General features: G+C 69.9%; 20 protein-coding genes and 2 pseudogenes. 8 read left to right on the top strand and 14 right to left on the bottom strand.

From position 1 onward, the window contains the following. Window positions 1–5 precede the first annotated feature (5 nt). From dmpG to QM728_RS02290, 3 genes are read right to left on the bottom strand one after another with little or no spacing between them, the layout of a single operon-like run. On the bottom strand, window positions 6–1,070 hold the full coding sequence (dmpG, locus tag QM728_RS02300) for a 4-hydroxy-2-oxovalerate aldolase (protein WP_415030435.1): 1,065 nt from the start codon (window positions 1,068–1,070) through the stop codon (window positions 6–8). Window positions 1,071–1,078: 8 nt separating this feature from the next. Continuing rightward, a complete protein-coding gene (locus tag QM728_RS02295; RefSeq protein ID WP_415030434.1) occupies window positions 1,079–1,996 on the bottom strand; it encodes an acetaldehyde dehydrogenase (acetylating) in 918 nt (305 codons plus the stop codon). A 42-nt stretch (window positions 1,997–2,038) separates the two neighbouring features. Further along, window positions 2,039–2,827, bottom strand: coding sequence for a 2-keto-4-pentenoate hydratase (locus QM728_RS02290; RefSeq protein ID WP_415030433.1), 789 nt, complete (start codon window positions 2,825–2,827; stop codon window positions 2,039–2,041). A gap of 180 nt (window positions 2,828–3,007) precedes the next feature. Between QM728_RS02290 and kstD the strand changes: the two genes are divergently transcribed. Genes kstD through QM728_RS02270 form a run of 4 tightly spaced genes read left to right on the top strand, consistent with a single transcriptional unit; the run spans window position 3,008 to window position 6,952 of the window. After that, on the top strand, window positions 3,008–4,717 hold the full coding sequence (kstD, locus tag QM728_RS02285) for a 3-oxosteroid 1-dehydrogenase (RefSeq protein ID WP_415030432.1): 1,710 nt from the start codon (window positions 3,008–3,010) through the stop codon (window positions 4,715–4,717). An 8-nt stretch (window positions 4,718–4,725) separates the two neighbouring features. Next, window positions 4,726–5,583, top strand: coding sequence for a MaoC/PaaZ C-terminal domain-containing protein (locus QM728_RS02280; protein ID WP_415030431.1), 858 nt, complete (start codon window positions 4,726–4,728; stop codon window positions 5,581–5,583). 5 nt (window positions 5,584–5,588) lie between these two features. After that, entirely contained in the window at window positions 5,589–6,509 is a 921-nt protein-coding gene (locus QM728_RS02275; protein ID WP_415030430.1) for an alpha/beta fold hydrolase, read from the top strand. A gap of 8 nt (window positions 6,510–6,517) precedes the next feature. Continuing rightward, complete coding sequence (locus tag QM728_RS02270; protein ID WP_415030429.1) at window positions 6,518–6,952, top strand: DUF6918 family protein; 435 nt, start codon at window positions 6,518–6,520, stop codon at window positions 6,950–6,952. A 4-nt stretch (window positions 6,953–6,956) separates the two neighbouring features. Here the strand turns inward: QM728_RS02270 and QM728_RS02265 are convergent, their stop codons facing one another. Beyond that, window positions 6,957–7,082: a hypothetical protein gene (locus tag QM728_RS02265; protein ID WP_415030428.1), complete on the bottom strand. Its 126-nt coding sequence runs from the start codon at window positions 7,080–7,082 to the stop codon at window positions 6,957–6,959. A gap of 315 nt (window positions 7,083–7,397) precedes the next feature. Between QM728_RS02265 and QM728_RS02260 the strand changes: the two genes are divergently transcribed. Beyond that, window positions 7,398–9,029: an MFS transporter gene (locus QM728_RS02260; RefSeq protein WP_415032819.1), complete on the top strand. Its 1,632-nt coding sequence runs from the start codon at window positions 7,398–7,400 to the stop codon at window positions 9,027–9,029. Window positions 9,030–9,077: 48 nt separating this feature from the next. Here QM728_RS02260 and QM728_RS02255 read toward each other — a convergent pair whose 3' ends face one another. Continuing rightward, on the bottom strand, window positions 9,078–9,527 hold the full coding sequence (locus QM728_RS02255; RefSeq protein ID WP_415030427.1) for a tautomerase family protein: 450 nt from the start codon (window positions 9,525–9,527) through the stop codon (window positions 9,078–9,080). 73 nt (window positions 9,528–9,600) lie between these two features. On the opposite strand from QM728_RS02255, the gene QM728_RS02250 reads away from it, so the two are divergent. Continuing rightward, the gene (locus QM728_RS02250; protein ID WP_415030426.1) at window positions 9,601–10,578 is read left to right on the top strand and encodes a GlxA family transcriptional regulator; all 978 of its coding nucleotides are present in this window, start codon (window positions 9,601–9,603) and stop codon (window positions 10,576–10,578) included. Between the two features lie 16 nt (window positions 10,579–10,594). On the opposite strand, the gene QM728_RS02245 is transcribed toward QM728_RS02250, so the two are convergent. The 6 genes and pseudogenes from QM728_RS02245 to QM728_RS02220 form a co-directional block, all read right to left on the bottom strand. After that, the gene (locus QM728_RS02245) at window positions 10,595–10,975 is read right to left on the bottom strand and encodes a hypothetical protein (RefSeq protein WP_415030425.1); all 381 of its coding nucleotides are present in this window, start codon (window positions 10,973–10,975) and stop codon (window positions 10,595–10,597) included. Window positions 10,976–10,986: 11 nt separating this feature from the next. Then, window positions 10,987–12,603, bottom strand: a complete 1,617-nt coding sequence (locus QM728_RS02240) for an AMP-binding protein (protein WP_415030424.1) — start codon at window positions 12,601–12,603, stop codon at window positions 10,987–10,989. Between the two features lie 47 nt (window positions 12,604–12,650). After that, entirely contained in the window at window positions 12,651–13,829 is a 1,179-nt protein-coding gene (locus tag QM728_RS02235; RefSeq protein ID WP_415030423.1) for a lipid-transfer protein, read from the bottom strand. 446 nt (window positions 13,830–14,275) lie between these two features. Then, window positions 14,276–15,250 (bottom strand): annotated as a pseudogene (locus tag QM728_RS02230) (bifunctional MaoC family dehydratase N-terminal/OB-fold nucleic acid binding domain-containing protein); the annotation flags it as partial. Window positions 15,251–15,265: 15 nt separating this feature from the next. Next, window positions 15,266–16,432, bottom strand: coding sequence for an acyl-CoA dehydrogenase family protein (locus tag QM728_RS02225; RefSeq protein WP_415032818.1), 1,167 nt, complete (start codon window positions 16,430–16,432; stop codon window positions 15,266–15,268). Window positions 16,433–16,549: 117 nt separating this feature from the next. After that, window positions 16,550–17,650: pseudogene (locus QM728_RS02220) on the bottom strand (acyl-CoA dehydrogenase family protein); the annotation flags it as partial. Here QM728_RS02220 and QM728_RS02215 point away from each other — a divergent pair. Continuing rightward, complete coding sequence (locus QM728_RS02215; RefSeq protein WP_415030422.1) at window positions 17,649–18,572, top strand: alpha/beta fold hydrolase; 924 nt, start codon at window positions 17,649–17,651, stop codon at window positions 18,570–18,572. The pseudogene QM728_RS02220 and the gene QM728_RS02215 sit on opposite strands and share 2 nt — an antisense overlap. Here the strand turns inward: QM728_RS02215 and QM728_RS02210 are convergent. Next, window positions 18,538–21,087 (bottom strand): LuxR C-terminal-related transcriptional regulator, encoded by a 2,550-nt coding sequence (locus QM728_RS02210; RefSeq protein ID WP_415030421.1) that lies wholly within the window; start codon window positions 21,085–21,087, stop codon window positions 18,538–18,540. The two genes, QM728_RS02215 and QM728_RS02210, sit on opposite strands and share 35 nt — an antisense overlap. Window positions 21,088–21,208: 121 nt before the next feature. Here QM728_RS02210 and QM728_RS02205 point away from each other — a divergent pair, with 121 nt between their 5' ends. Then, window positions 21,209–21,673 carry a hypothetical protein gene (locus QM728_RS02205; protein WP_415030420.1) on the top strand — a complete coding sequence of 155 codons (465 nt, stop codon included), beginning with the start codon at window positions 21,209–21,211 and terminating at the stop codon, window positions 21,671–21,673. Between the two features lie 8 nt (window positions 21,674–21,681). Here the strand turns inward: QM728_RS02205 and QM728_RS02200 are convergent, their stop codons facing one another. Together QM728_RS02200 and QM728_RS02195 are read right to left on the bottom strand one after the other, a co-directional pair. Continuing rightward, on the bottom strand, window positions 21,682–22,239 hold the full coding sequence (locus QM728_RS02200; RefSeq protein WP_415030419.1) for a hypothetical protein: 558 nt from the start codon (window positions 22,237–22,239) through the stop codon (window positions 21,682–21,684). Beyond that, on the bottom strand, window positions 22,236–22,820 hold the full coding sequence (locus QM728_RS02195; RefSeq protein WP_415030418.1) for a hypothetical protein: 585 nt from the start codon (window positions 22,818–22,820) through the stop codon (window positions 22,236–22,238). Before QM728_RS02195 ends, QM728_RS02200 begins: the two co-directional genes overlap by 4 nt. Between the last annotated feature and the right edge of the window lie 81 nt (window positions 22,821–22,901).

Here is a 22,901-nt window from a genome sequence, read left to right as displayed (position 1 = left end):
AGCGCTCATACCCCGGCGTTCGCGTCCTGCTTCTTCTTGAGCTCGAGCGCGATGTCGATGAGCTGGTCCTCCTGGCCGCCGACGAGCTTGCGGTTGCCCGCCTCGATCAGGATGTCGGCCGCGGAGACGCCGTACTTGTCGGCATGGCTCTCGGCGTGCTTGAGGAAGGAGCTGTAGCAGCCCGCGTAGCCCATCATCATCGCCGGGCGGTCGACCAGGCACTCGGTGGGCATGGCCGGGCGGACGACGTCCTGCGCGGCGTCGGCGATCTTCAGGAAGTCGACGCCGGTCTTGATGCCGAGCTTGTCGCAGACGCCGACGAAGGCCTCCGTCGGGGTGTTGCCGGCACCGGCGCCGAAGCGGCGGACCGAGCCGTCGATCTGCTGCGCGCCCGAGCGCACGGCCATGATCGAGTTGGCGACGGCGACGTCGAGGTTCTCGTGGCCGTGGAAGCCGACCTGCGCGTCGTCACCGAGCTCGGCGACCAGGGCCGAGACGCGGTCGGAGACCTGCTCGAGCACCAGGGCGCCGGCGGAGTCGACGACGTAGACGCACTGGCAGCCGGCGTCGGCCATGATGCGCGCCTGCTTGGCGAGCACCTCCGGGGTCTGCGTGTGGCTCATCATCAGGAAGCCGACCGTCTCCAGGCCGAGCTCGCGGGCGAGGCCGAAGTGCTGGATCGAGACGTCGGCCTCGGTGCAGTGCGTCGCGATACGGCAGATCTGGCCGCCGTTGTCGCGGGCCTCGATGATGTCGTCCTTGATCCCCAGGCCGGGCAGCATGAGGAACGCGATCTTGGCGTTCTTCGCCGTCTCGGCGGCCGCCTTGATCAGCTGCTGCTCCGGGGTCTTGGAGAAGCCGTAGTTGAACGACGATCCGCCGAGGCCGTCACCGTGGGTCACCTCGATGACCGGCACGCCCGACGCGTCGAGCGCGGCGACGATGTCGCGCACCTCCTGCTCGGTGAACTGGTGCCGCTTGTGGTGGCTGCCGTCGCGCAGCGACGAGTCGGTGATGCGGATGTCGAGGGTCTTGGAGAAGGGCCGGGCGTTGGCCATCAGGTCACTCATGGTTGCACTCACTTCCCGGCCTTGGCGGTGGCGGCCAGTTTGGACTTGGCGATCTCCTCGCCGACCTTGGTGGCGGCGGCGGTCATGATGTCGAGGTTTCCGGCGTACGGCGGCAGGAAGTCGCCGGCGCCCTCGACCTCGACGAAGATCGAGACGCGCGCGTGCCCGCCGTTGATGACGCTCGGCGGATCGAACTGCGGGTCCTGCAACAGTCGATAGCCGGGCACGTACTCCTGGATGTCCTTCTCGCGCCGGTGGATCGACTCGGCGATCGCGTCGAGGTCGGCGTCCTCCGGGATGGCGCAGAAGATCGTGTCGCGCATGATCATCGGCGGATCGGCCGGGTTCAGGATGATGATCGCCTTGCCGCGGTCGGCGCCGCCGATGGTCTCGATGCCGCGCGAGGTGGTCTTGGTGAACTCGTCGATGTTGGCGCGGGTACCCGGACCGGCGGACTCCGACGACACCGACGCGACGATCTCGGCGTAGGGCACCGGGACCACGGACGACACGGCGTGGACCATCGGGATGGTGGCCTGTCCGCCGCAGGTGATCATGTTCGTGTTCGGGGCGTCGAGGTGCTCGCGCAGGTTCGCCGGCGGCACGACCGCCGGGCCGACGGCGGCCGGGGTCAGGTCGATCGCGGTGATGCCCGCGGCCTCGTACTTCGGCGCGTACTCCCGGTGCACGTAGGCGCTGGTGGCCTCGAAGATGAGGTCCGGCTTCTCGGCGGAGGCGAGCAGCTCGTCGGCGCCGCCGGCCATCGTGATCAGACCGTGGTCGGCGGCGCGCTTCATGCCCTCCGAGTCGGCGTCGATGCCGACCATCCACCGCGGTTCGATGACGTCCGACCGCTCGAGCTTGTACATCAGGTCGGTGCCGATGTTGCCCGAGCCGATGATCGCCGCGCTCAGTTTGGCGCTCATAAGAGCCCTCCTCAATTCAGTCCTTCTGGGCTGTTCTCAGTGTCAGGTGAAATCCAGGGTGACGCTGCCGAGTCCGTCGAATTCGGCGACGAAATGATCGCCCGAGGCGATGTCGATGGCGCGCGTGGCGGTACCCGGCAGGATCACATCGCCCTTGCGCAGGCGCACGCCGAAGGACGACACCTTGTTCGCCAGCCACGACACCGCGGTCAGCGGGTGGCCGAGGACCGCCGACGAGTTGCCCTCCGCGATGACCTCGCCGTTGCGGGTCAGCGTGGCGTCGATGTCGCCGGTGTCGATGTCGGCGATCTTCACGCGCTGCTCGCCGAGGATCCAGCCGCACGACGACGCGTTGTCGGCGATCGTGTCGGGCAGCGTGATCTTCCAGTCCTTGATGCGCGAATCGATCAACTCGATCGACGGAACGACCCATTCGATGGCGTTCACGACGTCCTCGCGGGTGCAGCCCTCGCCGGGCAGGTCGTCGCCGAGGATGAAGCCGACCTCGACCTCCACACGCGGGATGCACAGGGCCGAGAAGTCGATCGGCTTGCCCTCGAAGTACTGCATGTCGTCGAGCAGGTGCCCGTAGTCGGGCTCGTTCACGTTCATCATCTTCTGCATCGCCTCGGACGCCAGGCCCACCTTGTGGCCGGCGACCTTGGCCCCGGCGTCGAGCCGGCGGCGGATGTTGATGAGCTGGATCTCGTAGGCGTCGACGACGTCGAGTTCGGGGTGTGCCGAGGTCGGCGGATCGATGGCGACGGCCGTTTCCTCGGCTCGGCGCAGGTCGGCCGCAATCTGGGCGCGCAGGTCGTCGCTGACGGCCATCTGCCCTCCTCGTCTCAGGATGCGAACGGGTTACTGTTTTCTCACCTCGGCCGGTGCCGGTATGGCCTTCTAGCTGCTATAGCCGGGTTCTGGACCAATACTATAACGTGTTCTAATTATTGGGTAGATTGAGTGGCATCGGACGGCCTGGCCAGACCAGCGCCGCGGAGAGGACTGAACATGACCACGCCCGAAGAGTTTGATGTCGTCGTCGTCGGCGCCGGAGCGGCCGGCATGAGCGCCGCGCTGACCGCAGCCACGCAGGGGCTCAAGACCGTCCTGATCGAGAAGTCGCCCTACTGGGGCGGCTCGACGTCGCGCTCGGGCGGCGGCGTCTGGATCCCCAACAACTCGGTGCTCAAGCGCGACGGCGTCGACGACACCGTCGAGGCCGCCCGCGAGTACGCGAAGGCCATCATCGGCGAGCACGCGCCGGAGGCAAAGATCGACGCCTACATCGACCGCGGCCCCGAGGCCCTGGACTACCTGATGGCGCACTCCCCGCTCGAACTCGAGTGGGTCAAGGACTACTCCGACTACTACCCCGAGGCCCCCGGCGGCCGCCTGGCCGGCCGCTCCTGCGAGCCCAAGCCGTTCGACGCCCGCCGCCTCGGCAAGGACCTGGACACGCTGCACCCGCAGTACACCAAGGCCCCGCTGAACATGGTCGTGCTGCAGAGCGACTACCGCTGGATGAACATCGGCATGCGCCACCCGAAGGGCGTCGCCCGCATGGCCAAGGTCGCCGGCCGCTTCAGCTGGTCCAAGTCGCGCAACAAGAAGCTCATCGCCATGGGCGCCGCGCTGGCCGCCGAGTTGCTGCTCGGCCTGCGCGAGGCCGGCGTGCCGATCCTGTTCAACACCGCCCTCACCGACCTGGTCACCGACAAGAAGGGCGCCGTCGTCGGCGTCAAGACCGAGTCCGACGGCAAGCCGCGCGAGATCCGCGCGCGCTACGGCGTGATCCTCGGCTCCGGCGGCTTCGAGCAGAACGAGGAGATGCGCAAGAAGTACCAGCGCGCCCCGGTCGGCACCGAGTGGACCACCGGCTCGGAGTTCAACACCGGCGACGGCATCCGTGCCGGAATCAAGGCCGGCGCCGACGTCGCCCTCATGGACGACGCCTGGTGGGGTCCGACGATCCCGCTGCCCAAGGGCCCGTGGTTCGCGCTGTCGGAGCGGTCGGTGCCGGGCACCTTCATCGTCAACGAGCGCGGCGAACGCTTCATGAACGAGTCGCTCCCCTACGTCGAGGCCGCCCACCAGATGTTCGGCGGCGAATTCGGCCAGGGCGACGGTCCGGGCGAGAACGTCCCGGCCTGGATGATCATGGACACCCGCTGCCGCAACCGCTACCTCTTCGCCGGCATCCCCGCCCGCCAGCCGATCCCCAAGAGCTGGCTCAAGAGCGGCGCCGTCGTCAAGGCGAACACCCTCGAGGAGCTCGCCGAGCAGACCGGGCTGCCCGTCGACAAGCTCAAGGAGACCACCGAGCGGTTCAACGGCTTCGCCAAGACCGGCGTCGACGAGGACTTCCACCGCGGCAAGAGCGGCTACGACCACTACTACGGCGACATCACCAACAAGCCGAACCCGAGCCTCGGCCCGGTCGACAAGCCGCCGTTCTACGCAGTCAAGATGGTCCCCGGCGACCTGGGCACCAAGGGCGGCATCGTCACCGACGAGCACGGCCGCGCCCTGCGCCGCGACGGCAGCGTGATCCCCGGGCTCTACGCCGCCGGCAACACCAGCGCCCCGGTCATGGGCCACACCTACGCCGGCCCCGGCGCGACCATCGGCCCGGCCATGGTCTTCGGCTACCTCGCCGCGCTCGACGCCAAGGCCCACGCCGACGCCGACCGGCCCGCCGCCGCGGCCAGCAGCAAGTAGGAGCGGCCATGCCCATCGATCAGTCCGTGGCGCTCGGCGCCGAGCTGCCCGAGGTCGCCTTCTCCTGGACCGCGTCCGACGTCGCGCTGTACCACCTCGCGGTGGGCGCGGCCGCCGACCCGATGGACACCGAGGGCCTCAAGTACGTCGACGACGCCAAGCCCAAGGTGCTCCCGACGTTCGCGACGGTCGCCGCCGGCTTCCACGCCACCGAGGCGCCGAAGGTGTCCTTCCCCGGCATCGACATCGACCTGGCCAAGGTCGTGCACGGCAGCCAGCAGGTCACCGCGCACCGGCCGCTGCCGCCGTCGGGCACGGCGACGACCCGCACTCGCATCGCCGACCTGCAGGACAAGGGTTCGGCCGCGGTGATCGTGCAGGAGTCGGAAACCGTCGACGAGCAGGGCAACACCCTGTGGACGGCCCGGTCGTCGATCTTCGCCAAGGGCGAGGGTGGCTTCGGCGGTGAGCGCGGCGCGTCGTCGAAGGTCGAGCTGCCCGATCGCTCCCCCGACCATCGGATCGCGGTGCCCACCCGCCCAAACCAGGCGCTGCTCTACCGCCTGTGCGGCGACCGCAACCCGCTGCACTCGGATCCGGCGTTTGCCAAGAAAGCGGGCTTCGACCGGCCGATCCTGCACGGACTGTGCTCCTACGGCAGCGTCGCGCGCGCCGTCGTCGACGAACTCCTCGGCGGGGACGTCACCGCGATGGCCGACTACTCGGCCTCCTTCGCCGGCATCGTGCTGCCCGGCGAGACGCTGAACCTCGACGTGTGGGACTCGGGCGACCGCCTGCTGCTCACCGCGACCGTCGCCGAGCGCGATGCCCCCGCGCTGGGCAACGTGGTCGTCGTCAAGAAGTAGTCCCGGTGTCTGTCGAGGACGCGACGAGCACCGCGGTGCCGTCCTGGTTCACCGATGCAGTGAACACCAAGCCCGAACTCGCGACGGTGACCGTCGACGGCGCAAAGGTCGCCTACCGGACGTGGGGCGAGCCCAGCGGCAGCGATTCCCCTCGCTCCGCTCGACCGCCCGGCATCCTGCTCGTCCACGGCGGCGCGGCACACTCGGGCTGGTGGGACCACCTGGCCCCGCAACTCGCCGCCGACGGCCACCGGGTCGCCGCCTTCGACCTGTCCGGCCACGGCGACAGCGACTGGCGCGAGGACCACTACACCTACCGCGGGTGGGCCGATGAGCTCGTCGCGGTCGCCCGCGCGGCCGGCATCGCCGACAACCTGGTCGTCATCGGGCACAGCATGGGCGGCATCGTGGCGATGTTCGCGTCGGTCGAACACCCCGACGTCGTCGACCGCGTCGTCATCGTCGACTCCGAACTGTTCGACGCCGCCGACATCAAGCGGATGATGACCCACGGCGCCCCCGTCGACACCGCGATCCCGCGCAAGGCGCGCCACTACGCCACGCTCGACGAGGCGCTGTCGCGCTACCGGCTGCTGCCGGACCAGGAGACGTTGCCGTACGTGAAGGACTATGTCGCGCGGGGCTCGGCGGTCGAAGACATCGACGGCTGGCGGTGGAAGTTCGACCGCAGCTTCCCCACCCGCCTCACCGATCCGGCACCCACGCCCCCGCCCGCCTGCCGCTTGGCGATCATCCGCGGCGAGCACGGCGTGATGGATCCGGGGAAGGCGCAGGCGCTCTACGACTCGCGGCCCGACGGCACCTCGAGCCTGGTGACGATGCCCGACACCGGTCACCACGTTATGCTCGACCGTCCGTTGGAATTGCTCGCCGAGCTGCGCACCGCGCTCGGCGCATCGTCTTAGGAGAACTCGTGGGCAACTCGCTCGAATCCGCAGCCACCACCAACCGCACCGCTACGGTCAGCGCACTCGTCGACGCCATCGACGCCGAGGTCAAGGGTCAGTCGGGCATCTCGGGCGGCGTCGTCAAGGCCGCGTACGGGGCCGCCCAGAAGGTGAAGCCGAACGTCGTCACGAACGCGACGAACGCCATGCTCGACGACTTCCTCGCCGCGCTGGCACCGCTGTGGGATTCCAAGCCGGCCGGCACGGGCTTCGGGGCGCACCTCGCCGCCAACGGCGACCAGGCCGCCGAGGCATTGCTCGCGGTGACCGATGCGCAGACGGCAGATGCGAAGCCGGCGCTGACCAAGGCCTACAACACGCTGCGCGGCAAGGCCAAGGATTACGTCACCGCCGCTCTGCCCCGCGTCGGCGACGCGATCGAGCAGAACGTCTCGTCGTAGTCGGTCAGACTGCGGAGATGGTGATGACGACGAGCCCCACGACGACGGCGACCAGCGCCGTCAGCATGGAGAGCACGCGCCACATCCGCACTCGAACCGCATCGGAGTCAGTGACCTGTCCGGTAGCCATGATCTCCCACTTTCGGTCGTCCTGGCCTCTGGTTACGGAGCCTCTACCAGGAACTTGTTGCTCCAGTGACTAATGTGACATACAACATTCCCGACGTCGCGCAGCCCGGGCCCGTGTCGTCGCGGATTGCCCAAATCGTTATCGACCGCCCCCGAGCCGCTTGAGAGGCACAGCATGAAGCACGAGAACATCACCGGCGATCTGGATACCGCCGACGACGGGATCGGCATCGAGTCGGGCCTCCCCGAGGACCACGCGGTGCGCGACGCCATCCGGGCGCGCGACCTGTCGGCGACGGTCACCGCCGTCAAGGGCATGGACTGGCGGTCGATCTGGCTGGTGCTCATCGTCTGTTTGGCCGTCAGCATGGTCGTCGCCGCGATGGCCGCGCTCAACACCGCGCTGCAGGCCATCGCCACCGACCCGAAGATCGCCGCGAACGCCTCCGAGCAGACCTGGATCATCGACGGCTACACGCTGATGCTGGCCGCGCTCCTGCTCCCGGCCGGCGCCATCGGCGACCGGCTCGGCCGCCGCGGCGTGATGATCGCCGGCCTGGTGGTCTTCGGCATCGCCTCGCTCCTGGGCGTCTTCGCCCAGGATGCCGTCCAACTGATCGCGACCCGCGCGCTGGCCGGTGCCGCCGCGGCGTTCATCATGCCGACGACCCTGTCGCTCATCACCTCGAACGTGCCGGTGCACCGTCGACCGTTCGCGATCAGCGTCTGGTCGGCGATCGCGGGCATCGGCGCGGTCGCCGGCTTCTTCGTCACCGGTCTGCTGCTGAAGTACTTCGGCCAGAACAACTGGCAGGCGATCTTCATCTGCTTCGCCGTCTCCGCCGCGATCACCGCCCTGGTCTGCCTGACCATCGGGACGTCGAAGGACGCCTCCCCCGACCCCTTCGACTGGCTCGGCACGATCACCTCGGTCATCGCCATCTTCGCCATCGTCTTCGGCCTGCTCGAGGTGCCGCACCACGGCTGGACCAGCCCGCTCGTGCTGTCGACCCTGATCGGCGGCACACTGATGGCGGCGGTGTTCTGCTTCATCCAGATCCGGGTCAAGTACCCGCTGCTCGACGTCAAGCTGTTCGGCAACCGCGCCTTCGGCGCCGGTTCCCTGTCGGTGATGCTGCAGTTCTTCGCGTCGTTCGCCGTCTTCTTCCTCGCGCTGCAGCAGCTGCAGCTGATCTTCCACTACACACCGCTCGCGTCGGCGGTCGCACTGTTCCCGCTGGTGCTCGGCGTCGGCCTGTTCGCCCTGTTGGGCAACTGGCTGGCGGTGCGCTACCACTCGCTGCGGTTCGTCCTGTCGATCGGCGTGTTCCTCGCCGGCCTGGGCATCCTGCTGATGGGCGTCATCAAATACACGCAGTACTGGCAGATGGCCCTGCTGCTGGTGATCCTGGCCGTCGGCATCGGCCTGGCCACCGCCCCGTCGACGACGGCCATCATGCAGAACACCCCGCTCGACGACCAGGGCGTCGGCTCGGCGGTCAACGACACTGCGCGCGAACTCGGCGCGGCCATCGGTATCGCGCTGGCCGGCTCGATCCTGGCCGCCGGCTACTCCCACCGCATCGACGCCACCGCCGACGCGGCGCAACAGGCGTTGAGCAACCCGGCGACCGGGGGCAGCCCGGCGAAGGGCGCCGAGGCGGCCGAGCACATCCGCAACTCCCTCGGCGGCGCCAAGGGCGTCACCGACGAACTCCTCAAGAGCGTGCCGCCGAACGCGCCGGCCGACCATCCGGTCAAGGCCCTGGCCAATCAGATCTTCGATGGCGCCTCGGCGGCCTTCACCAACCCGATGCACACGTCGTTCATCATCCTCGGCTCGATCCTCATCGCCGGCGGCCTGTTCCTGGCCTGGTACGCCCCGCGCCGCATCGTCCCGCTGACCGACGAGGAGCGGGCGGCCGAGGCGGCGGCCGCCAAGGAGTAGCGAGTAGCGCCAAGGAGTAGGACTCGATCCGCCACGCGGGCCGAGCCGCTAGCGCCGAGGCTCGTTGATCAGCTCCAAGTGCCCGAATCCGCCGGTGCGGGCCATTTCCGGCAATCGGCGGATCGCACCGTTCTGGGCCCACTGCCCCTCCGGTACCTCGGTGACGATGCAGGAGGTGACGGCGAGCCGCGCGGGTCCCGCGAGTTCCTCGACGCAGGCCTGCAGATCGCGGGCGAACTGCTCCTTCCTGGCGGCATCGAGCACTCCCGCGCTGACCTGCCACTCGACGAATGCCCCCGCGACGGCGTCCGCCGCCGGGGCACCGGCCGAGTAGAACTGGCCGGGTTCGTCGACGAGGGCCAGTGCCAACGCCCGACGCTTCGGCTCGTCGGGCACCGATTCGGCACGACAGGCCGCGTCGGTCAGTGCGGCGACGAGGCGATGGCGCTGTTCCTCGTCGAACGCTCCGGGGGTGACCGTCACTCGTAGCAGGGGCATTCACCCAGTCTTCGGGACCAGCCCCCACGGAGGCCATTGGCGAGAAAGCCACTTTTCTTGCACAATTCGCCATATGTCGTTGTCCACCGGAACCGTCGAGGTCGACGTGCTCCTCCTCGACGGCGCCAGCGCGTCCGCCGTCGGCGCGACCATCGACATCCTCTCCGCCGCCAACCGAATTGCCACCGAACGGCGGTTCGACTTCCGCTATGTCGGCGTCGGTGAGTCGACGCGGCTGCGCGGCGACCTCGCCGCGCCCACCGTCCCGCTGGCGTCGAACCCGGCGCGCGAACTCATTGTTGTGCCCGGCCTGGGTGCGGCCACGGCGTCGGAGGTCACCGATCGCTGCCGGCAACCGGACATGGCCGTCACCCTGCCCTGGTTGGCCGCGGCGGCCGCGGCAGGTGCCGATATCGCCGCATCGTGCTCGGCGGTGTTCGTGCTCGGCGACGCCGGCCTGTTGACCGGACGGCGGTGCGTGACCACCTGGTGGCTGGGTGCCGATCTGGCCCAGCTGGCCCCCGGATGCCGCGTCGACATCGACGAGATGGTCGTGCGCGACGGGCCGATCTGGACGGCCGGGAGCGCCTTCGCCCACGTCGACCTCACCCTGGCCCTCGTCCGCCACTTCGGCGGCGTCGCGCTGGCCGACGAGGTGGGTCGGCGCCTCATCGTCGACGAGCGGACGTCGCAGGCCGGTTTCCTGGCACCATCCCACCTGGCGGCGCGCGACGAGATGGTCGCCGAGCTGGAGACCTACGTGCGAACCCACCTCACGCGCGCCCACACCCTGCGCTCGCTGGCCGTCGCATGCCGGACGAGCGCCCGAACGCTGGACCGGCGCAGCCGGGCCGGGGTCGGGATGAGCCCTATGCAGCTGGTGGCGCGGATCCGCCTGGAGCGGGCCCTGTACCTGCTCCGCACGACCTCCGACCCGCTGGACTCGATCGCGGCGGCAGTGGGCCTGGGTGACGCCAATGCGCTGCATCGCCTGGTCAAGCGTCACACCGGATGTCCGCCGGGCGCGCTCCGCGGGCGCGCGTCGGCCTAGGCCGCCGGTACAGGAGTTATCGGCGGCGCAGGGGCACCAGGGTGTTGCGCCCGACCAGCCGCCCGTTCCGCAGGACCGGACCGGAGTACCGGCCGCGCGTCTTGCGGTCGAGGATGAACCGGCTGCCCGCAGCATCGATCACGCCGCCGCTGGCCGTCGGGCGGATGCGGTAGCGCACCGGGATGCCGAAGGCGCCGACCGTGTCCATCACGTTGCCCCGGATCGTGGCCGGACCGGTCATCGGTGCGGTGCCGAACTCGGTGATGGTCACCGTCGTGTAGGTGTACCGGCCGGGTGCGATGCGCGCCTGGGCCTCCGGCGCCGCGAGGACGGTGCCCGCGACCGCGGCGGCGCCGATCGTCGCGGTGACCACCGCGGTGGTGAGCGGCTTCCTCATCGTCGAGCCCCTTAGACGGCGGCCGGGTCGGCCGCGGCCTTGGCCCACTTGTAGTCGGCCTTGCCGGCCGGGGTGCGCTTGACCTCGTCGACGAACACGACGGTGCGCGGCACCTTGTAGCCGGCCAGCTCCGTGCGGCAGTGCTCCTGGACGTCCTCGAGCGACGGCTCGTCGAACCCGTCGGCGACCTTGGCGACGGCGGCGACGCGCTGACCGTACTTGGCGTCGGGCACCGGGACGACGAGGGCGTCGGCGATGGCCGGGTGGGCGTGCAGCACGGCCTCGACCTCTTCGGCGTAGACCTTCTCACCACCGGTGTTGATGCACTGGCTGCCGCGGCCGAGGAAGACGATCGAGCCGTCCTCTTCGACGTAGCCCATGTCGCCGAGCACCGAGATGCGGGTGCCGTCCGCCATCACCGGGAAGGTGCGGGCGGTCTTCTCCTCGTCCTTGTAGTAGCCGAGCGGGATGTTGCCGATGCGGGCGATGTAGCCGACCTCGCCGGGCTTGGTGATGCGCTCGAACTTCTCGTCGACGACCATCATGCGGTCGCTCGGCGGCACCTTCAGGTTGCCGTTGTCGTCCAGGCTGATCTCACCGTCGTTGCCCGACTCCGACGCGCCGAAGTTGTCGCGCAGCATCAGACCGTCCTTGACGGCGAGCATGCGGTCGCGCACGTGCTGGCTCCAGATCGCGCCGCCGGAGGTGATGAGGAACAGCGACGACATGTCGACGGAGTCCTTCTGCTTCTCCATCTCCTCCACCAGCGGAAGGCCCATGGCGTCGCCGACGATCAGGATGGTCTGGGTCTGGTCGCGCTCGATGTTCTTGACGATCTTCGCAGCGTCGAAGTCGCGCTCGAGGATGAGGCAGCCGCCCAGCGAGAGGAACGTGAACATCGAGTACGACGCGGCGCCGTGCATCAGCGGCGCAGCGAGCAGGAAGCGCATCGACGGGAAGTCCTTGACCGCCGTCGCGATCTCCTCGTAGTCCTTGCGCGGGTCGCCGTAGGGGTTGCCGCCGGAGATCGGCTTCCGGAAGAAGTCGTCGTGCTGCCACATGACGCCCTTGGGGTAGCCGGTGGTGCCACCGGTGTAGAGCAGGTACAGCTCCTCGCCGTTGCGCGGCTCGAAGTCGCGGTCGGTGGAGAACTTGTCGACGTCGGCGAAGGACGCGAGCTTGAGGTCGCGGCCGGCACCGTCGACGGCGGCCGTCAGCTCATCGGTGATGTCGCCGACGACGAAGATCGCGCGCAGCAGCGGCAGGTCGGGCAGCAGTCGTGCGACGGCCGCCTGGTGCTCGGGCAGCTCGACGACGATCGCCGCCGCGTCGGAGTTCTCGAAGATGTACTCGAGCTCGGCGTCGGTGTAGCGGTAGTTCACGTTGACCGGGACCGCGCGCAGCTTGATGGTCGCGAGCAGCGCCTGCACGTGCTCGGGGCAGTTCTTCAGGAACAGCGCCACCTTGTCGTCGGGGCCGATGCCGCCGTCGGCGAAGAAGTGGGCGACCCGGTTGGCCTGCTGGTCCATCTCGGCGTAGGTCGTCTCCTTGCCGTCGAAGGACAGGACGGGACGGTCCGGGACCGAGTCGACGACCGTTTCGAAGACGTCGGCGAGGTTGAACTTCATGGTGGTGACTCCCTTGTCGAAGGTGGTGGCTGTGCGTGGACGGTGGACTATCCGGCGGTCAGGACGAGGCCGGAGGTGGGAACGCCGGTACCGGCGGTCACGACGATCTTGGACAGGTCGGGCACCTGGTTCACCGAGGTGCCGCGCACCTGGCGGACCGCTTCAGCGATGCCGTTCATGCCGTGGATGTAGGCCTCGCCGAGCTGGCCGCCGTGGGTGTTGAGCGGCAGCTTGCCGCCCACCTCGAGGGCGCCCGGTTCGGCGATGAAGTCCTTGGCCTCGCCGCGCCCGCAGAACCCGAGCTCCTCGAGCTGCATGAGGGTGTACGGCGTGAAGTGGTCGTAGAGGATGGCCGCGTCCATCTCGTCGGGGCCCAGGCCGGACTGGTCCCAGATCTGGCGTCCGACCAGGCCCATCTCCGGCAGCCCCGCGAGCTCGTCGCGGTAGTAGCTGGTCATGATGTATTGGTCGTTCCCGCTGCCCGACGCGGCGCCCGCGATGACGGCGGGCCGGTGCGGCAGGTCCTTGGCGCGCTCGGCGGAGACGATGACGAGGGCGACGCCGCCGTCGGACTCCTGGCAGCAGTCGAGCAGGTGCAGCGGCTCGGCGATGTAGCGCGATTTCTGGTGGTCCTCGAGCGTGATCGGCTTGCCGTAGAAGAAGGCGTTCGGGTTGTTGGCCGCGTGCTTGCGGTCGACGACGGCGATCTTGCCGAAGTCCTCGCTCGTCGCGCCGTACTCGTGCATGTAGCGCTGGGCCACCATCGCGACGAAGGCCGCCGGCGTCGACAGCCCGTGCGGGTACGAGAAGGCGTTGTCGGTGCCCGACGAGGTGGCCTGCGTGGCGACCTCGGTGCTGACCTGGCCGAAGCGGTTGCCGGAGCGCTCGTTGAACGCGCGGTACGCGACGACCACGTCGCAGATGCCGGTGGCGACGGCCATGGCCGCCTGCTGGACGGTCGAGCACGCCGCGCCGCCGCCGTAGTGGATGCGCGAGAAGTAGTTGAGGTCGCCGATCCCGGTGGCGCGGGCCACCGCGACCTCCATGTTGGTGTCCATGGTGAAGGTGACCAGGCCGTCGACGTCGGCGGGCCGCAGACCCGCGTCGGCGAGGGCGGCGTTGACCGCTTCGGCGGCCAGGCGCAGCTCGCTGCGGCCGGAGTCCTTGGAGAAGTCGGTCGCGCCGATGCCCGCGATGGCCGCGGTGCCGGACAGAGTCATCGCCATCCCCCTTCGCGGGTCGCGGTCACGGTCGAGATCACGTGCTTGCCCAGGCTGTTGGTGCCGGTGACGGCGATCGTGGCCCGCTCGCCGTCGACTTCGGTCAATTCGCCCGTAAAGGTCAGGGTGTCATAGGCGTACCAGGGCACGCCGAGCTTCAGGGCAATCGACGTGATCCGCGCCGTCGGGCCCGCCCAATCGGTGACGAACCGCTCGACCAGGCCGGTGTCGGTGAGGATGTTGACGAAGATGTCCTTGGAACCGCGCTGCTGGGCGAGGTCGCGGTCGTGGTGGACGTCCTGGAAGTCGCGGGTGGCGAGTGCCGTCGCGACGACGAACGTCGGGGTGGCCTCGACGACCTGCTCGGGCAGCTGCGCGATCGGCGCCGGCCGGGCACGCTCGGCGGACTTCTGGGCACGCTCGGCAGGTTTCTGGGCACGCTCGGCGGATTTCTGGGCACGCTCGGCGGGGACGAACGCGTAGTTGGCCCAACCGTCGGGGCTGCGCTCATCTGCTGGGAAGTCGAGGAACTCGACCTGGACCGGCATCCCGATCCGCACATCGCCGGGCTCGACGTCGCGGAGCTCGGCGAGCATCCGCACGCCCTCCGCCAGCTCGACGAGCGCGACGACGAACGGCAGCTTGCGGCCGGGCACCTGCGGGGCGTGGTGCACGACGAAGCTGAACACGGTGCCCGCACCGCTGGCGACGACGTAGTCGGTGGTGCCGTAGACGCCGTCGGCGTCGCGGGTCGTCCACGTCGCGGGGATCGGCGGGTGCTGGAGCTTGCCGTCGGGCAGCTGCTGAATCCGCAGCTCGTGGGCTGCGACGCCCTCCCAGAAGAAGGCCGTGTCGCGCGAGGACTGCGGTCGGATCAGCTTCGCGGGGTCGAGATCCGCGGGCCCCTTCTGCGCACCGGTCCCCGGCTTGAACTTGAGGATCCGGAAGTCCATCTCGGCGACGACCTCGTCGCCGACGCTCCAGGTGTTGTGGGTGGTGAAGAACCAGCCGTCGCCGAGGGCAGTCTTCTTCGGCCCGACGACGTCGACGAGCTCGGCCGACAGCGACACCTGCTCGCCCGGGTGCAGGTAGCGGTGGTAGACCGAGTCGCAGTTGGTGGCGACGACCGAGGTGAAGCCGGCGTCGTCGAACAGCTCGGTGGCGCGCCCCAACGGGTCGTCGTCGGTGCGCTGGCCGTGCAGCCCGCGCATCGTCCACACCTGGGCCATCGCGGGCGGGGCGACGATGCCGTCGTGGCCGGCGGCGCGCGCCGCCTTCTCGTCGACGTAGACGGGGTTGTCGTCCCCCATCGCCTCGACCCAGTTGTTGATCATCGGCTGGTTCACCGGGTCGCGGCCGGGCTTGGGCGCGCTCCGGCCGGCGTCCTTGAGCCGCTGGGCGGCGGCGAGGATCTCGTCGTTGTCCATGGTTCCTAGTCGCTCCTACTGGCGCGGGGCCCGTGGCAGGCCGAGTCCGGCGGTGCCGATCATGTCGCGCATGACCTCGTTGACGCCGCCGCCGAAGGTGATGACGACGTTGCGCTTCTCCTGGACGTCGAGCCAGTCGACGAAGGCGGCGGTTTCCGGGTCGGCGAAGTCGCCGTAGCGGCCGATGATGTCGTCGGCGATCCGCATGATGTTCTGGATGCGCTCGGTGGCGAACACCTTGGTCGCCGCGGCGTCGGCCATCGAGATGGCCTCACCGGTCGAGGCGACCTGCCAGTTGAGCAGTTCGTTGATGCGCGCGTAGGCGCCGATCTGGGCCAGGGCGCGGCGGACGTCGGGCTTGTCGTTGATCGGCTTCCCGTCCTGCCCCGGGCGCGCGGCCCACTCGCGCACGCGCGCGGCGATGCCGTCGATGCGGCCGGCCGGGCCGAGCATGACGCGCTCGTGGTTGAGCTGGGTGGTGATCAGCTTCCAGCCGTCGCCCTCCTCGCCGACGCGCATCGACACCGGCACCTTCACGTCGCTGTAGTAGGTGGCGTTGACGTGGTGGGCGCCGTCGGCGGTGATGATCGGCGTCCACGTGTAGCCGGGGTCGGAGGTGTCGACGATGAGGATCGAGATGCCCTTGTGCTTGGGCGCGTCCGGGTCGGTGCGCACCGCGAGCCAGACGTAGTCGGCGTCGTGGCCGCCGGTGGTGAAGATCTTCTGGCCGTTCACGACGTAGTGGTCGCCGTCGCGGACGGCGGTGGTCGTGAGCGAGGCGAGGTCGGTGCCGGCGTCGGGCTCGGTGTAGCCGATGGCGAAGTGGACGTCTCCGGTGAGGATGCCGGGCAGGAACTTGGCCTTCTGCTCCGCCGATCCGTGCACCTGCAGGGTCGGGCCGACGGTCTGCAGCGTCACCGACGGCAGCGGGACGTCGGCGCGGACGGCCTCGTTGGTGAAGATCTGCTGCTCGATGTCGCCGAAGCCCTTGCCGCCGAACTCGGTGGGCCAGCCGACGCCGAGCCAGCCGTCGCCGCCCATCTGCTTGACGACCTTGCGCAGCGTCGCGCCGTGGCGCTCGGTGAGCAGGGTCTCCTCGTCCTCCGGGCTGATCAGGTTCTCGAAGTAGGCGCGCAGCTCATCGCGCAACGCGCGCTGCTCTGGGGTGAGGTCGATGTACATGCCCTCATCCGGCTCCACCGACGACGCGGGCAACTCGGCGGCGCGCGTCTGCGCATCGGCGAGCTCATCGAGCGTCCCCGAGCCACCGACGAGGCGGGCCAGGTCCTTGGCGATGGAGAAGTAGCGATGCAGCGGATACGTGACGTCGACGCCGATGCCGCCGTGCAGGTGGGTCATCGTGCGCATCGTCGCGGGCACCTCGGCGGCGACCCAGTACGCGGCGGTGGCGATGTCGGACTCGGCGTCGAGCCCGTTCGCGAGACGCCAGGCCGCCGCGGTCGTGACCAGGCTCAGCGAGCGCCCGATGACGTAGATGTCGGCGAGCTGCTGGCCGACCGCCTGGAAGAGGGCGATCGGCTTGCCGAACTGGGTGCGCGTGCTGACGTGCGTCGCGGTCATCGCGGTGGCGCCGTCGATGAGTCCGTCGGCGTACGCGCTGAGCACGAAGCGGTAGTAGTCGAGCAGTTCGCGCGCCGAGATCGGCAGCACCTCGGCGGGGGTGCCGGAGAACGTCACCGTCGACTCGCTCCAGCCGCTGGAGGCGGGGGTGCGCTTGATCTCGATGCCGGCCGCGTCGGCGGGGACCCACACGACGACGTCCTTCTTGCCTTCGCGCGCGGTCACCAGGAAGGCGTGGGCGCCCGGCGCACACAGGACGCCGGACTTGGTGCCCGACAGCTTGCCGCCGGAGAGCGTGGTCGTCGGCTCGTCGAGGAGGGATGCGCCGGTCTCGCGGGCGGCGATCGCGAGCCATGCGCCCGAGGCGACGGGCGCGAGGCGCTGCGCCTGATCGTCGTGGCCGCCGAGGGCGAGCGTCGCGGTCAGCGTGCCGAGTGCCGGGGTGACCGCCGACGCCTTGCCCATCCGACGCAGCAGCGGGAGCACCGCCGTCGCGTCGAGGTCGTCGCCGCCGACCGCCTCGGGCAGCGGCAGCGCGAGCAGCCCCGCGTCGACGAGCGCCTGCCAGGTCGGGCGGTCGAATCCGTCGTCGCCGGTGAACGACTCGGCCGGATCGGACGTGGTCCGGGTGAACACATCCTCGGCCACATCTGCCACTGCGACGGCTGCCGCGTCGAGACTGAAGTCCACGTCGCCTCTCTCCGAAATAAGAACCTGTTCCGACCCAATGTAGTGGGTCGACCCGCCTAATACTAGAACAGGTTCTATTTTGCTGTCGGGCGGTTCGGCGGTATCGCCGCGGTGGTTCAATCGGGGCATGACCGACACGCGAATCGAGATCCCGTCCGGTGACGTCACCGTCGTCGGGGACCGCTACGGCGACCCCGCCGATCCGCCGGTCGTCTTCCTCCACGGCGGCGGTCAAACGCGACATTCGTGGGCCTCCTCGGCGCGCGACATCGCTGCCGCGGGCTGGTCGACGATCACCCTCGACCTGCGCGGGCACGGCGACAGCGGCTGGTCCCCCGACGGCAACTACGGGCTGGGGCGCTTCGCCGACGACGTGGTCGCCGTCGCGCGGTTCCTCGACCGGCCGCCCGTGCTCGTCGGCGCCTCCCTCGGCGGCAACGCCGCTTTGTCGTCGTTGGGCGACGACCCCGAGCTGGCGGCGGGCCTGGTCCTCGTCGACGTCTCCCCGTTCACCCAGCGCGCCGGCACCGACCGCGTGAAGAACTTCATGGCGCAGCACGCCGAGACCGGGTTCGCCGCGCTCGAGGAGGCCGCCGATGCCGTTGCCGCGTACCAACCGCACCGCAAGCGGCCGTCGAACCTCGACGGGTTGCGCAAGAACCTCCGCGAGCGCGACGGCCGCTGGTACTGGCACTGGGATCCCGCGTTCCTCCGCGACATCGGCGCCGAGGCGGTCCAGCGCGACCGCCACCTCGACCCGGTCCACCTGGGTGCGGCCGCCGCGTCGCTGCGGATTCCGACGCTGTTGGTGCGCGGCGGCGAATCGGACGTCATCAGCATCGAGGACTCGGCCCGCTTCCTGCGCGTGGTGCCGCACGCCGAGTTCGCCAGCGTCGGCGGCGCGCACCACATGGTCGCGGGCGACGACAACGCCGTGTTCGAGGACGTCCTCGTCGACTTCCTGCACCGCCGTATCCGGAATCGGTTGAACGTCTTCACCGAAGCCGGCGCCGGGGCTACATCAGCAATCGGAGCGCAGAACGCTCGGTGACCCCGGTCTTCGTGTACACCCGGTACAGGTGCCCTTCCACGGTGCGCACGGACACCCCCAGCTCGCGGGCGATCTCCTTGTTGCTCAGTCCGGCCACCACGAGCGCCGTGACATCCTCCTCCCGCGTCGTGAGCTTGACCGACCGCCGCACGGCTCGAACCGCCGGGGTGCCCTGTCCGGTGGCCGACACCAGCCGGTTCAGGAACTCCCGCGCGGCCTCGGGTTCGTCGGCCTCGACCACGGCATGGGCGGCGGCATCGGCGGCAAAGGAAGGGAATCCAATCGCCTCGAACGCTGCCGCGGCACGGAGCAGCTTCGCAGCATCGTGGTCGGCGAGGCCGCGGGCGTGCAGCATCGCGGCCTCGCTGAACGGGTTGTCCAGACTCCGGTGCAGGTCGGCGAGGCGGCGCGCGGGTGAGCGGTCCCCGACGCGAACCGCGAGATGCAGCGAAAAGACTTCGGCCGCTGGCGCGTGCTGCGACCGGTACTGGTTCGCGGCGCGAATCGCCGAATCACGAGCACCGGTGATGTTGCCCCGCGCCGCCGCCGCCAACGCCCGGGTCAGCTCACGAGCCGGGTGGTAGCAGACCAGGTTCGGTCGGACCTCGGCCTCCATCTGCGCACACGCGGCGGAGGCCGCATCTGCGTCGCCCCGTTCGAACTCGGCCATCGTCAGGAAGTGCGCGGCCAAGAGTAACCAGCCCGAGTGGATCCGCCGTGTCAACGTCACCCGCAGCAGTCGCACGGCGGTATCGAAATCCCCGCGCGCCAGGGCGACCCGCCCCTCCAGCATGTCGACGATCGCCTCCGCCGACGGCTCACCGCCGGCGCGCTGCCGCCAGCGCACGAGTTCCCGCTCCGCGTCGCACAGGTCGCCCGCCAGCACGTCGCCGAAGACCATTCCCACGGCCGCATTGAACTGCAACAACCCGGTCGCCGACTTTGCCGCGAACTCCGCGCTCCGCTCGACGGTCGCACGCAGTTCGGCCATCCGCGCGGCGAGGCCGAGGGCGATCGCCGTGGTTCCGGCCAGACTCACCGCGGCGGCGGGCAACGCATCCGGCTTGGCGAGCAGCCGCGGGGCGGTTTCGAGAAGTGGCAACGCCTCCCCCAGGAAAAACTTCATCTGGGCTTCGACGCCGTCGAGCACGTCGATCGCCGCTGGCAGCTCGGTGTGCTCGCGCGCCGCGGCCAGCAGGTCGAGGGCGGCGTCCGGGCGTCCCGCGTTCCAGTAGAGGCTCACCGCGCGCAGGACCGCGACCCGCACCTCGATCAGCTCGCCGAGACCCTGCTCGGCGTAGGGCGCGATCAGCTCCTCGACCTCCGACCCCCGGCCCTGCCAGGTCAGCGCGTCGCCGAGCACCAGCGCGGCGAACAGTCCGCCGCCATTGGCCATCGCCCACCGGGCCAGTTCCTCGCCGACGTCCAGCGCGGCCATAGCGGTCGCCCGGCTGGCCGCGGTACACGCCTGCTCGATATCGACCGGAAGGTCGGAATCCTTGCGCAGCCGTGCGGCCCGCACCAGGGTGCGGGCGTCCGGCCAGGCGCCATCGGGCCCGCGACGGCCGAGGTGTTCGGCGAGACGTCCCCGCAGCGCTCGCGAGTTGGCCGCGCCGGCCCGGTCGCGCACGACCTCGGCGAGCAGCGGGTGCTCGACGCGCGCCACGCCATCGTCGACCACGAGCAGGCGCCTGTCCTCCAACGCGGCCACCGCCTCGATCCCACCGACGGCGACGATGGTGTCGAGATCCAGCCGGTCGGCCAGCGCCACCATCTCGAGGACCTCGCGCTCCTGCGCGGTCAGCCCGGCGAGCCGCTGCGCGAACAGTTCGGCGAGGTCGGCGCCGATGGCGAGCGGGCCGTTCAGGTGCCACCGCCCGTTCCGCTTCTCGATGGTTCCGTCGGCCGCCGCCACCCGGACCAGGTTGGTCAGGACGAGCGGACTGCCGAGCGCGAAGCGGTGGAACTGCTCGGCGAGCTCTGGCTCGACCTCGCCGGACAGGGCGGCCACGAGCAGTTCCTCGCTCTGCTCCGGACTGAACGGCGCGAGCCGGATCCGTCGCAGGTGCGAGTCCTTCCACAGCAGGGCGATCGGCTCGGGCAGGGGATCGCCGACCCGTGCCGTGACGACGAGCGGTCCGCGCCTGGCCAAGGCGTACTGCTGCACCACGATCGCGCTGAGCTGGTCGAGGAGATGTGCGTCATCGATGACGAGCGGCGACGACGCCTCGGCCGCGAGCGCGCGCTGCGCATCGGCCAGCATCGCGATCTGGTCCATCTCGCCCGGCACGCTCACCAGGTGCCCCAAGGCACCGAGGGGGATCGACCGCGTCGCATCACTCCCCGCAACCCACCGCACCGAACCACCGCCCGCGCGCTGGCGCGCCACCTGCCCCGCGAGGGCCGTCTTGCCGACGCCGGGGTCCCCCACGATGAGCGGCCCGGCGACACCGGAGTCGTCGGCGATCGCTATCGACGCCGCGGCCATCTCGGCGCTGCGCCCGGCAAGGTTCACGAGTGGATTGTAAGTGGCGGCGCGCAGGTCCCGGCGATGTTTGGCGTCGTGCGCTCGCTCGACTGATGCGGTGGCGCCGATCCGATCGACCCGGTCTGCGCGGCGCCTCTACCCTGATGCCATGCGCCGCCTTCTCACCGCACTCGCACTGCTCGCCGCCGTGGCGACCGGTGGTGCCTGCACCGTTACCGACTCAGCGCCGCCCCAAGACACCAACAGCGGAATCCGCCACAACCTGGAGCCGTTGACCAAGCGCTACCCCGCCGCCGGCAAACCGGTGTCCGCCACGTGGCGCTCGATGACCCGCTGCCCGCACGGCAACGACCGCCTGCTCCCCGGGCCGTGCGACACCCGCCTCGAAGCCATCATCACCCTCGAACCCGGAGTCGCGCGGGGCCTTCGATCGGCGTACCTGGGCGGCGCCCGCCCCGACCGTCCCCAACTCGCGGACGAGTTGGCGGCGTCGCTACCGCCCGGCGATTACGAGACCAGTGACGGCCTGAACAAGGCAATGTCCACCTACTGGCCGGCCGATGCGTACCTGCACGTGGACCTGCCGATCCTCGTCGTCTCCGGCGGAAGCTAGGTCGGCGCTCACACCCCGACCAGATACCCGACGCCCGCGGCGGCGCACGCCCACAGCACCGAGGCGAAGGTGCCGATGATGAACTGCTCGCTCGCGTGGTGCTCGCGCAATTGCGGGAAGCGGGCCAGCCCCTTGACGCCCAGGATCACGGCGATGCCGGCGGGCCAGCCGACCAGCAGGCAGCCGGCGACCGCGGTGCGCTCTAGGACGCCGATGACCCGGCCGCCGCGCAGCAGCGGCTCGTCGTCGGGGTCGTCGTAGTTCTCACTGCGCGTCGGGATCCCGCCCAACGAGAGTGCGGTCCGGACGAAGTAACCGCCGGTCGCCCCGGCGGCCACGACGGCGAGCACCCGCACGGCGACCAGCCCCCAGCCGGCCAGCGGACCGGTGACGGCGGCGGCGATCGCAGCACCGGCCAACAGGGCGGCGAGGACGGCTGCCATCGTGGCGTCGAAGCGCCGGATGTCGGCGTCGGTGCGCTTTGACTCGCCGGCCAGGTGGTTGCGATCGGGCACTCCCGCGAGTCCGAGCACGACGGCGGCCACGAGGAACAGGGCGACGATCATCGGTCCTCCTCACATCGTCGGAGCAACTCTGTCACGAGGGTCTGACTGTCGGGCTGCAGATCCCAGCGCGCCGCCTTGAGGCGCAGCGACATCGCCTGGGGGGTGATACCCAACTTCTCCGCGGCCTGGGCTTGGGAGTCGCCGGCGGCGACGAGGGCCACCGCCTCGCGCCCGGCTTCGCTGCGCGACGCGATCAGGTCGACGAGCAGGCAGGCGGCCGTCTGCGCGTGCACGCACCACGGGGACGGCCCGACGACCCGCAACGGCACCCGACGGCCCTTGGCGGTCTCGACGGCGGCGCGCGCGGCCTCGAAGGCCGGGCCCCGGCCGGCCCGCGTCTGGGCGGGCAGCGGGTGCTCGACGTCGTCGACGCCGATGCCCACCGACCAGTGGCCGGACGCGACGAGGTCGACGACGACCGAGGCGACCGTGGCGGGGTCGCCGAACACCGCCTCCACCTCGTCGCCGGCGGTGCGTTCGAAGCCGCGGACCGCGGGGAGGTCATGGTGGCGACGCAGCAGGTCGGGCACGCGATCGGCGTCTGCGCGACTGGCGCGCTGGTCGGCGGTCACCACGAACATCGCAGACCTCCTCAAGTCCTGAAACTTGATATTAGATAATCAAGTGTGACTACTTGATTCAAGTAAGTCAAGTGTTGAAGC

Source organism: Gordonia sp. (in: high G+C Gram-positive bacteria) (assembly GCF_047602025.1).
GTDB lineage: Bacteria > Actinomycetota > Actinomycetes > Mycobacteriales > Mycobacteriaceae > Gordonia.
Note: the sequence above shows the minus strand (reverse complement) of the source record. Positions and strands in the feature narration are given on the sequence as shown.

Coding starts and splice junctions, on each gene's coding strand:
- dmpG (WP_415030435.1), bottom strand. CDS start 1,070: ATGAGTGACCTGATGGCCAACGCCCGGCCCTTCTCCAAGACCCTCGAC.
- QM728_RS02295 (WP_415030434.1), bottom strand. CDS start 1,996: ATGAGCGCCAAACTGAGCGCGGCGATCATCGGCTCGGGCAACATCGGC.
- QM728_RS02290 (WP_415030433.1), bottom strand. CDS start 2,827: ATGGCCGTCAGCGACGACCTGCGCGCCCAGATTGCGGCCGACCTGCGC.
- kstD (WP_415030432.1), top strand. CDS start 3,008: ATGACCACGCCCGAAGAGTTTGATGTCGTCGTCGTCGGCGCCGGAGCG.
- QM728_RS02280 (WP_415030431.1), top strand. CDS start 4,726: ATGCCCATCGATCAGTCCGTGGCGCTCGGCGCCGAGCTGCCCGAGGTC.
- QM728_RS02265 (WP_415030428.1), bottom strand. CDS start 7,082: ATGGCTACCGGACAGGTCACTGACTCCGATGCGGTTCGAGTGCGGATG.
- QM728_RS02260 (WP_415032819.1), top strand. CDS start 7,398: ATGGACTGGCGGTCGATCTGGCTGGTGCTCATCGTCTGTTTGGCCGTC.
- QM728_RS02255 (WP_415030427.1), bottom strand. CDS start 9,527: ATGCCCCTGCTACGAGTGACGGTCACCCCCGGAGCGTTCGACGAGGAA.
- QM728_RS02250 (WP_415030426.1), top strand. CDS start 9,601: ATGTCGTTGTCCACCGGAACCGTCGAGGTCGACGTGCTCCTCCTCGAC.
- QM728_RS02245 (WP_415030425.1), bottom strand. CDS start 10,975: ATGAGGAAGCCGCTCACCACCGCGGTGGTCACCGCGACGATCGGCGCC.
- QM728_RS02240 (WP_415030424.1), bottom strand. CDS start 12,603: ATGAAGTTCAACCTCGCCGACGTCTTCGAAACGGTCGTCGACTCGGTC.
- QM728_RS02235 (WP_415030423.1), bottom strand. CDS start 13,829: ATGGCGATGACTCTGTCCGGCACCGCGGCCATCGCGGGCATCGGCGCG.
- QM728_RS02225 (WP_415032818.1), bottom strand. CDS start 16,432: ATGTACATCGACCTCACCCCAGAGCAGCGCGCGTTGCGCGATGAGCTG.
- QM728_RS02215 (WP_415030422.1), top strand. CDS start 17,649: ATGACCGACACGCGAATCGAGATCCCGTCCGGTGACGTCACCGTCGTC.
- QM728_RS02205 (WP_415030420.1), top strand. CDS start 21,209: ATGCGCCGCCTTCTCACCGCACTCGCACTGCTCGCCGCCGTGGCGACC.
- QM728_RS02200 (WP_415030419.1), bottom strand. CDS start 22,239: ATGATCGTCGCCCTGTTCCTCGTGGCCGCCGTCGTGCTCGGACTCGCG.
- QM728_RS02195 (WP_415030418.1), bottom strand. CDS start 22,820: ATGTTCGTGGTGACCGCCGACCAGCGCGCCAGTCGCGCAGACGCCGAT.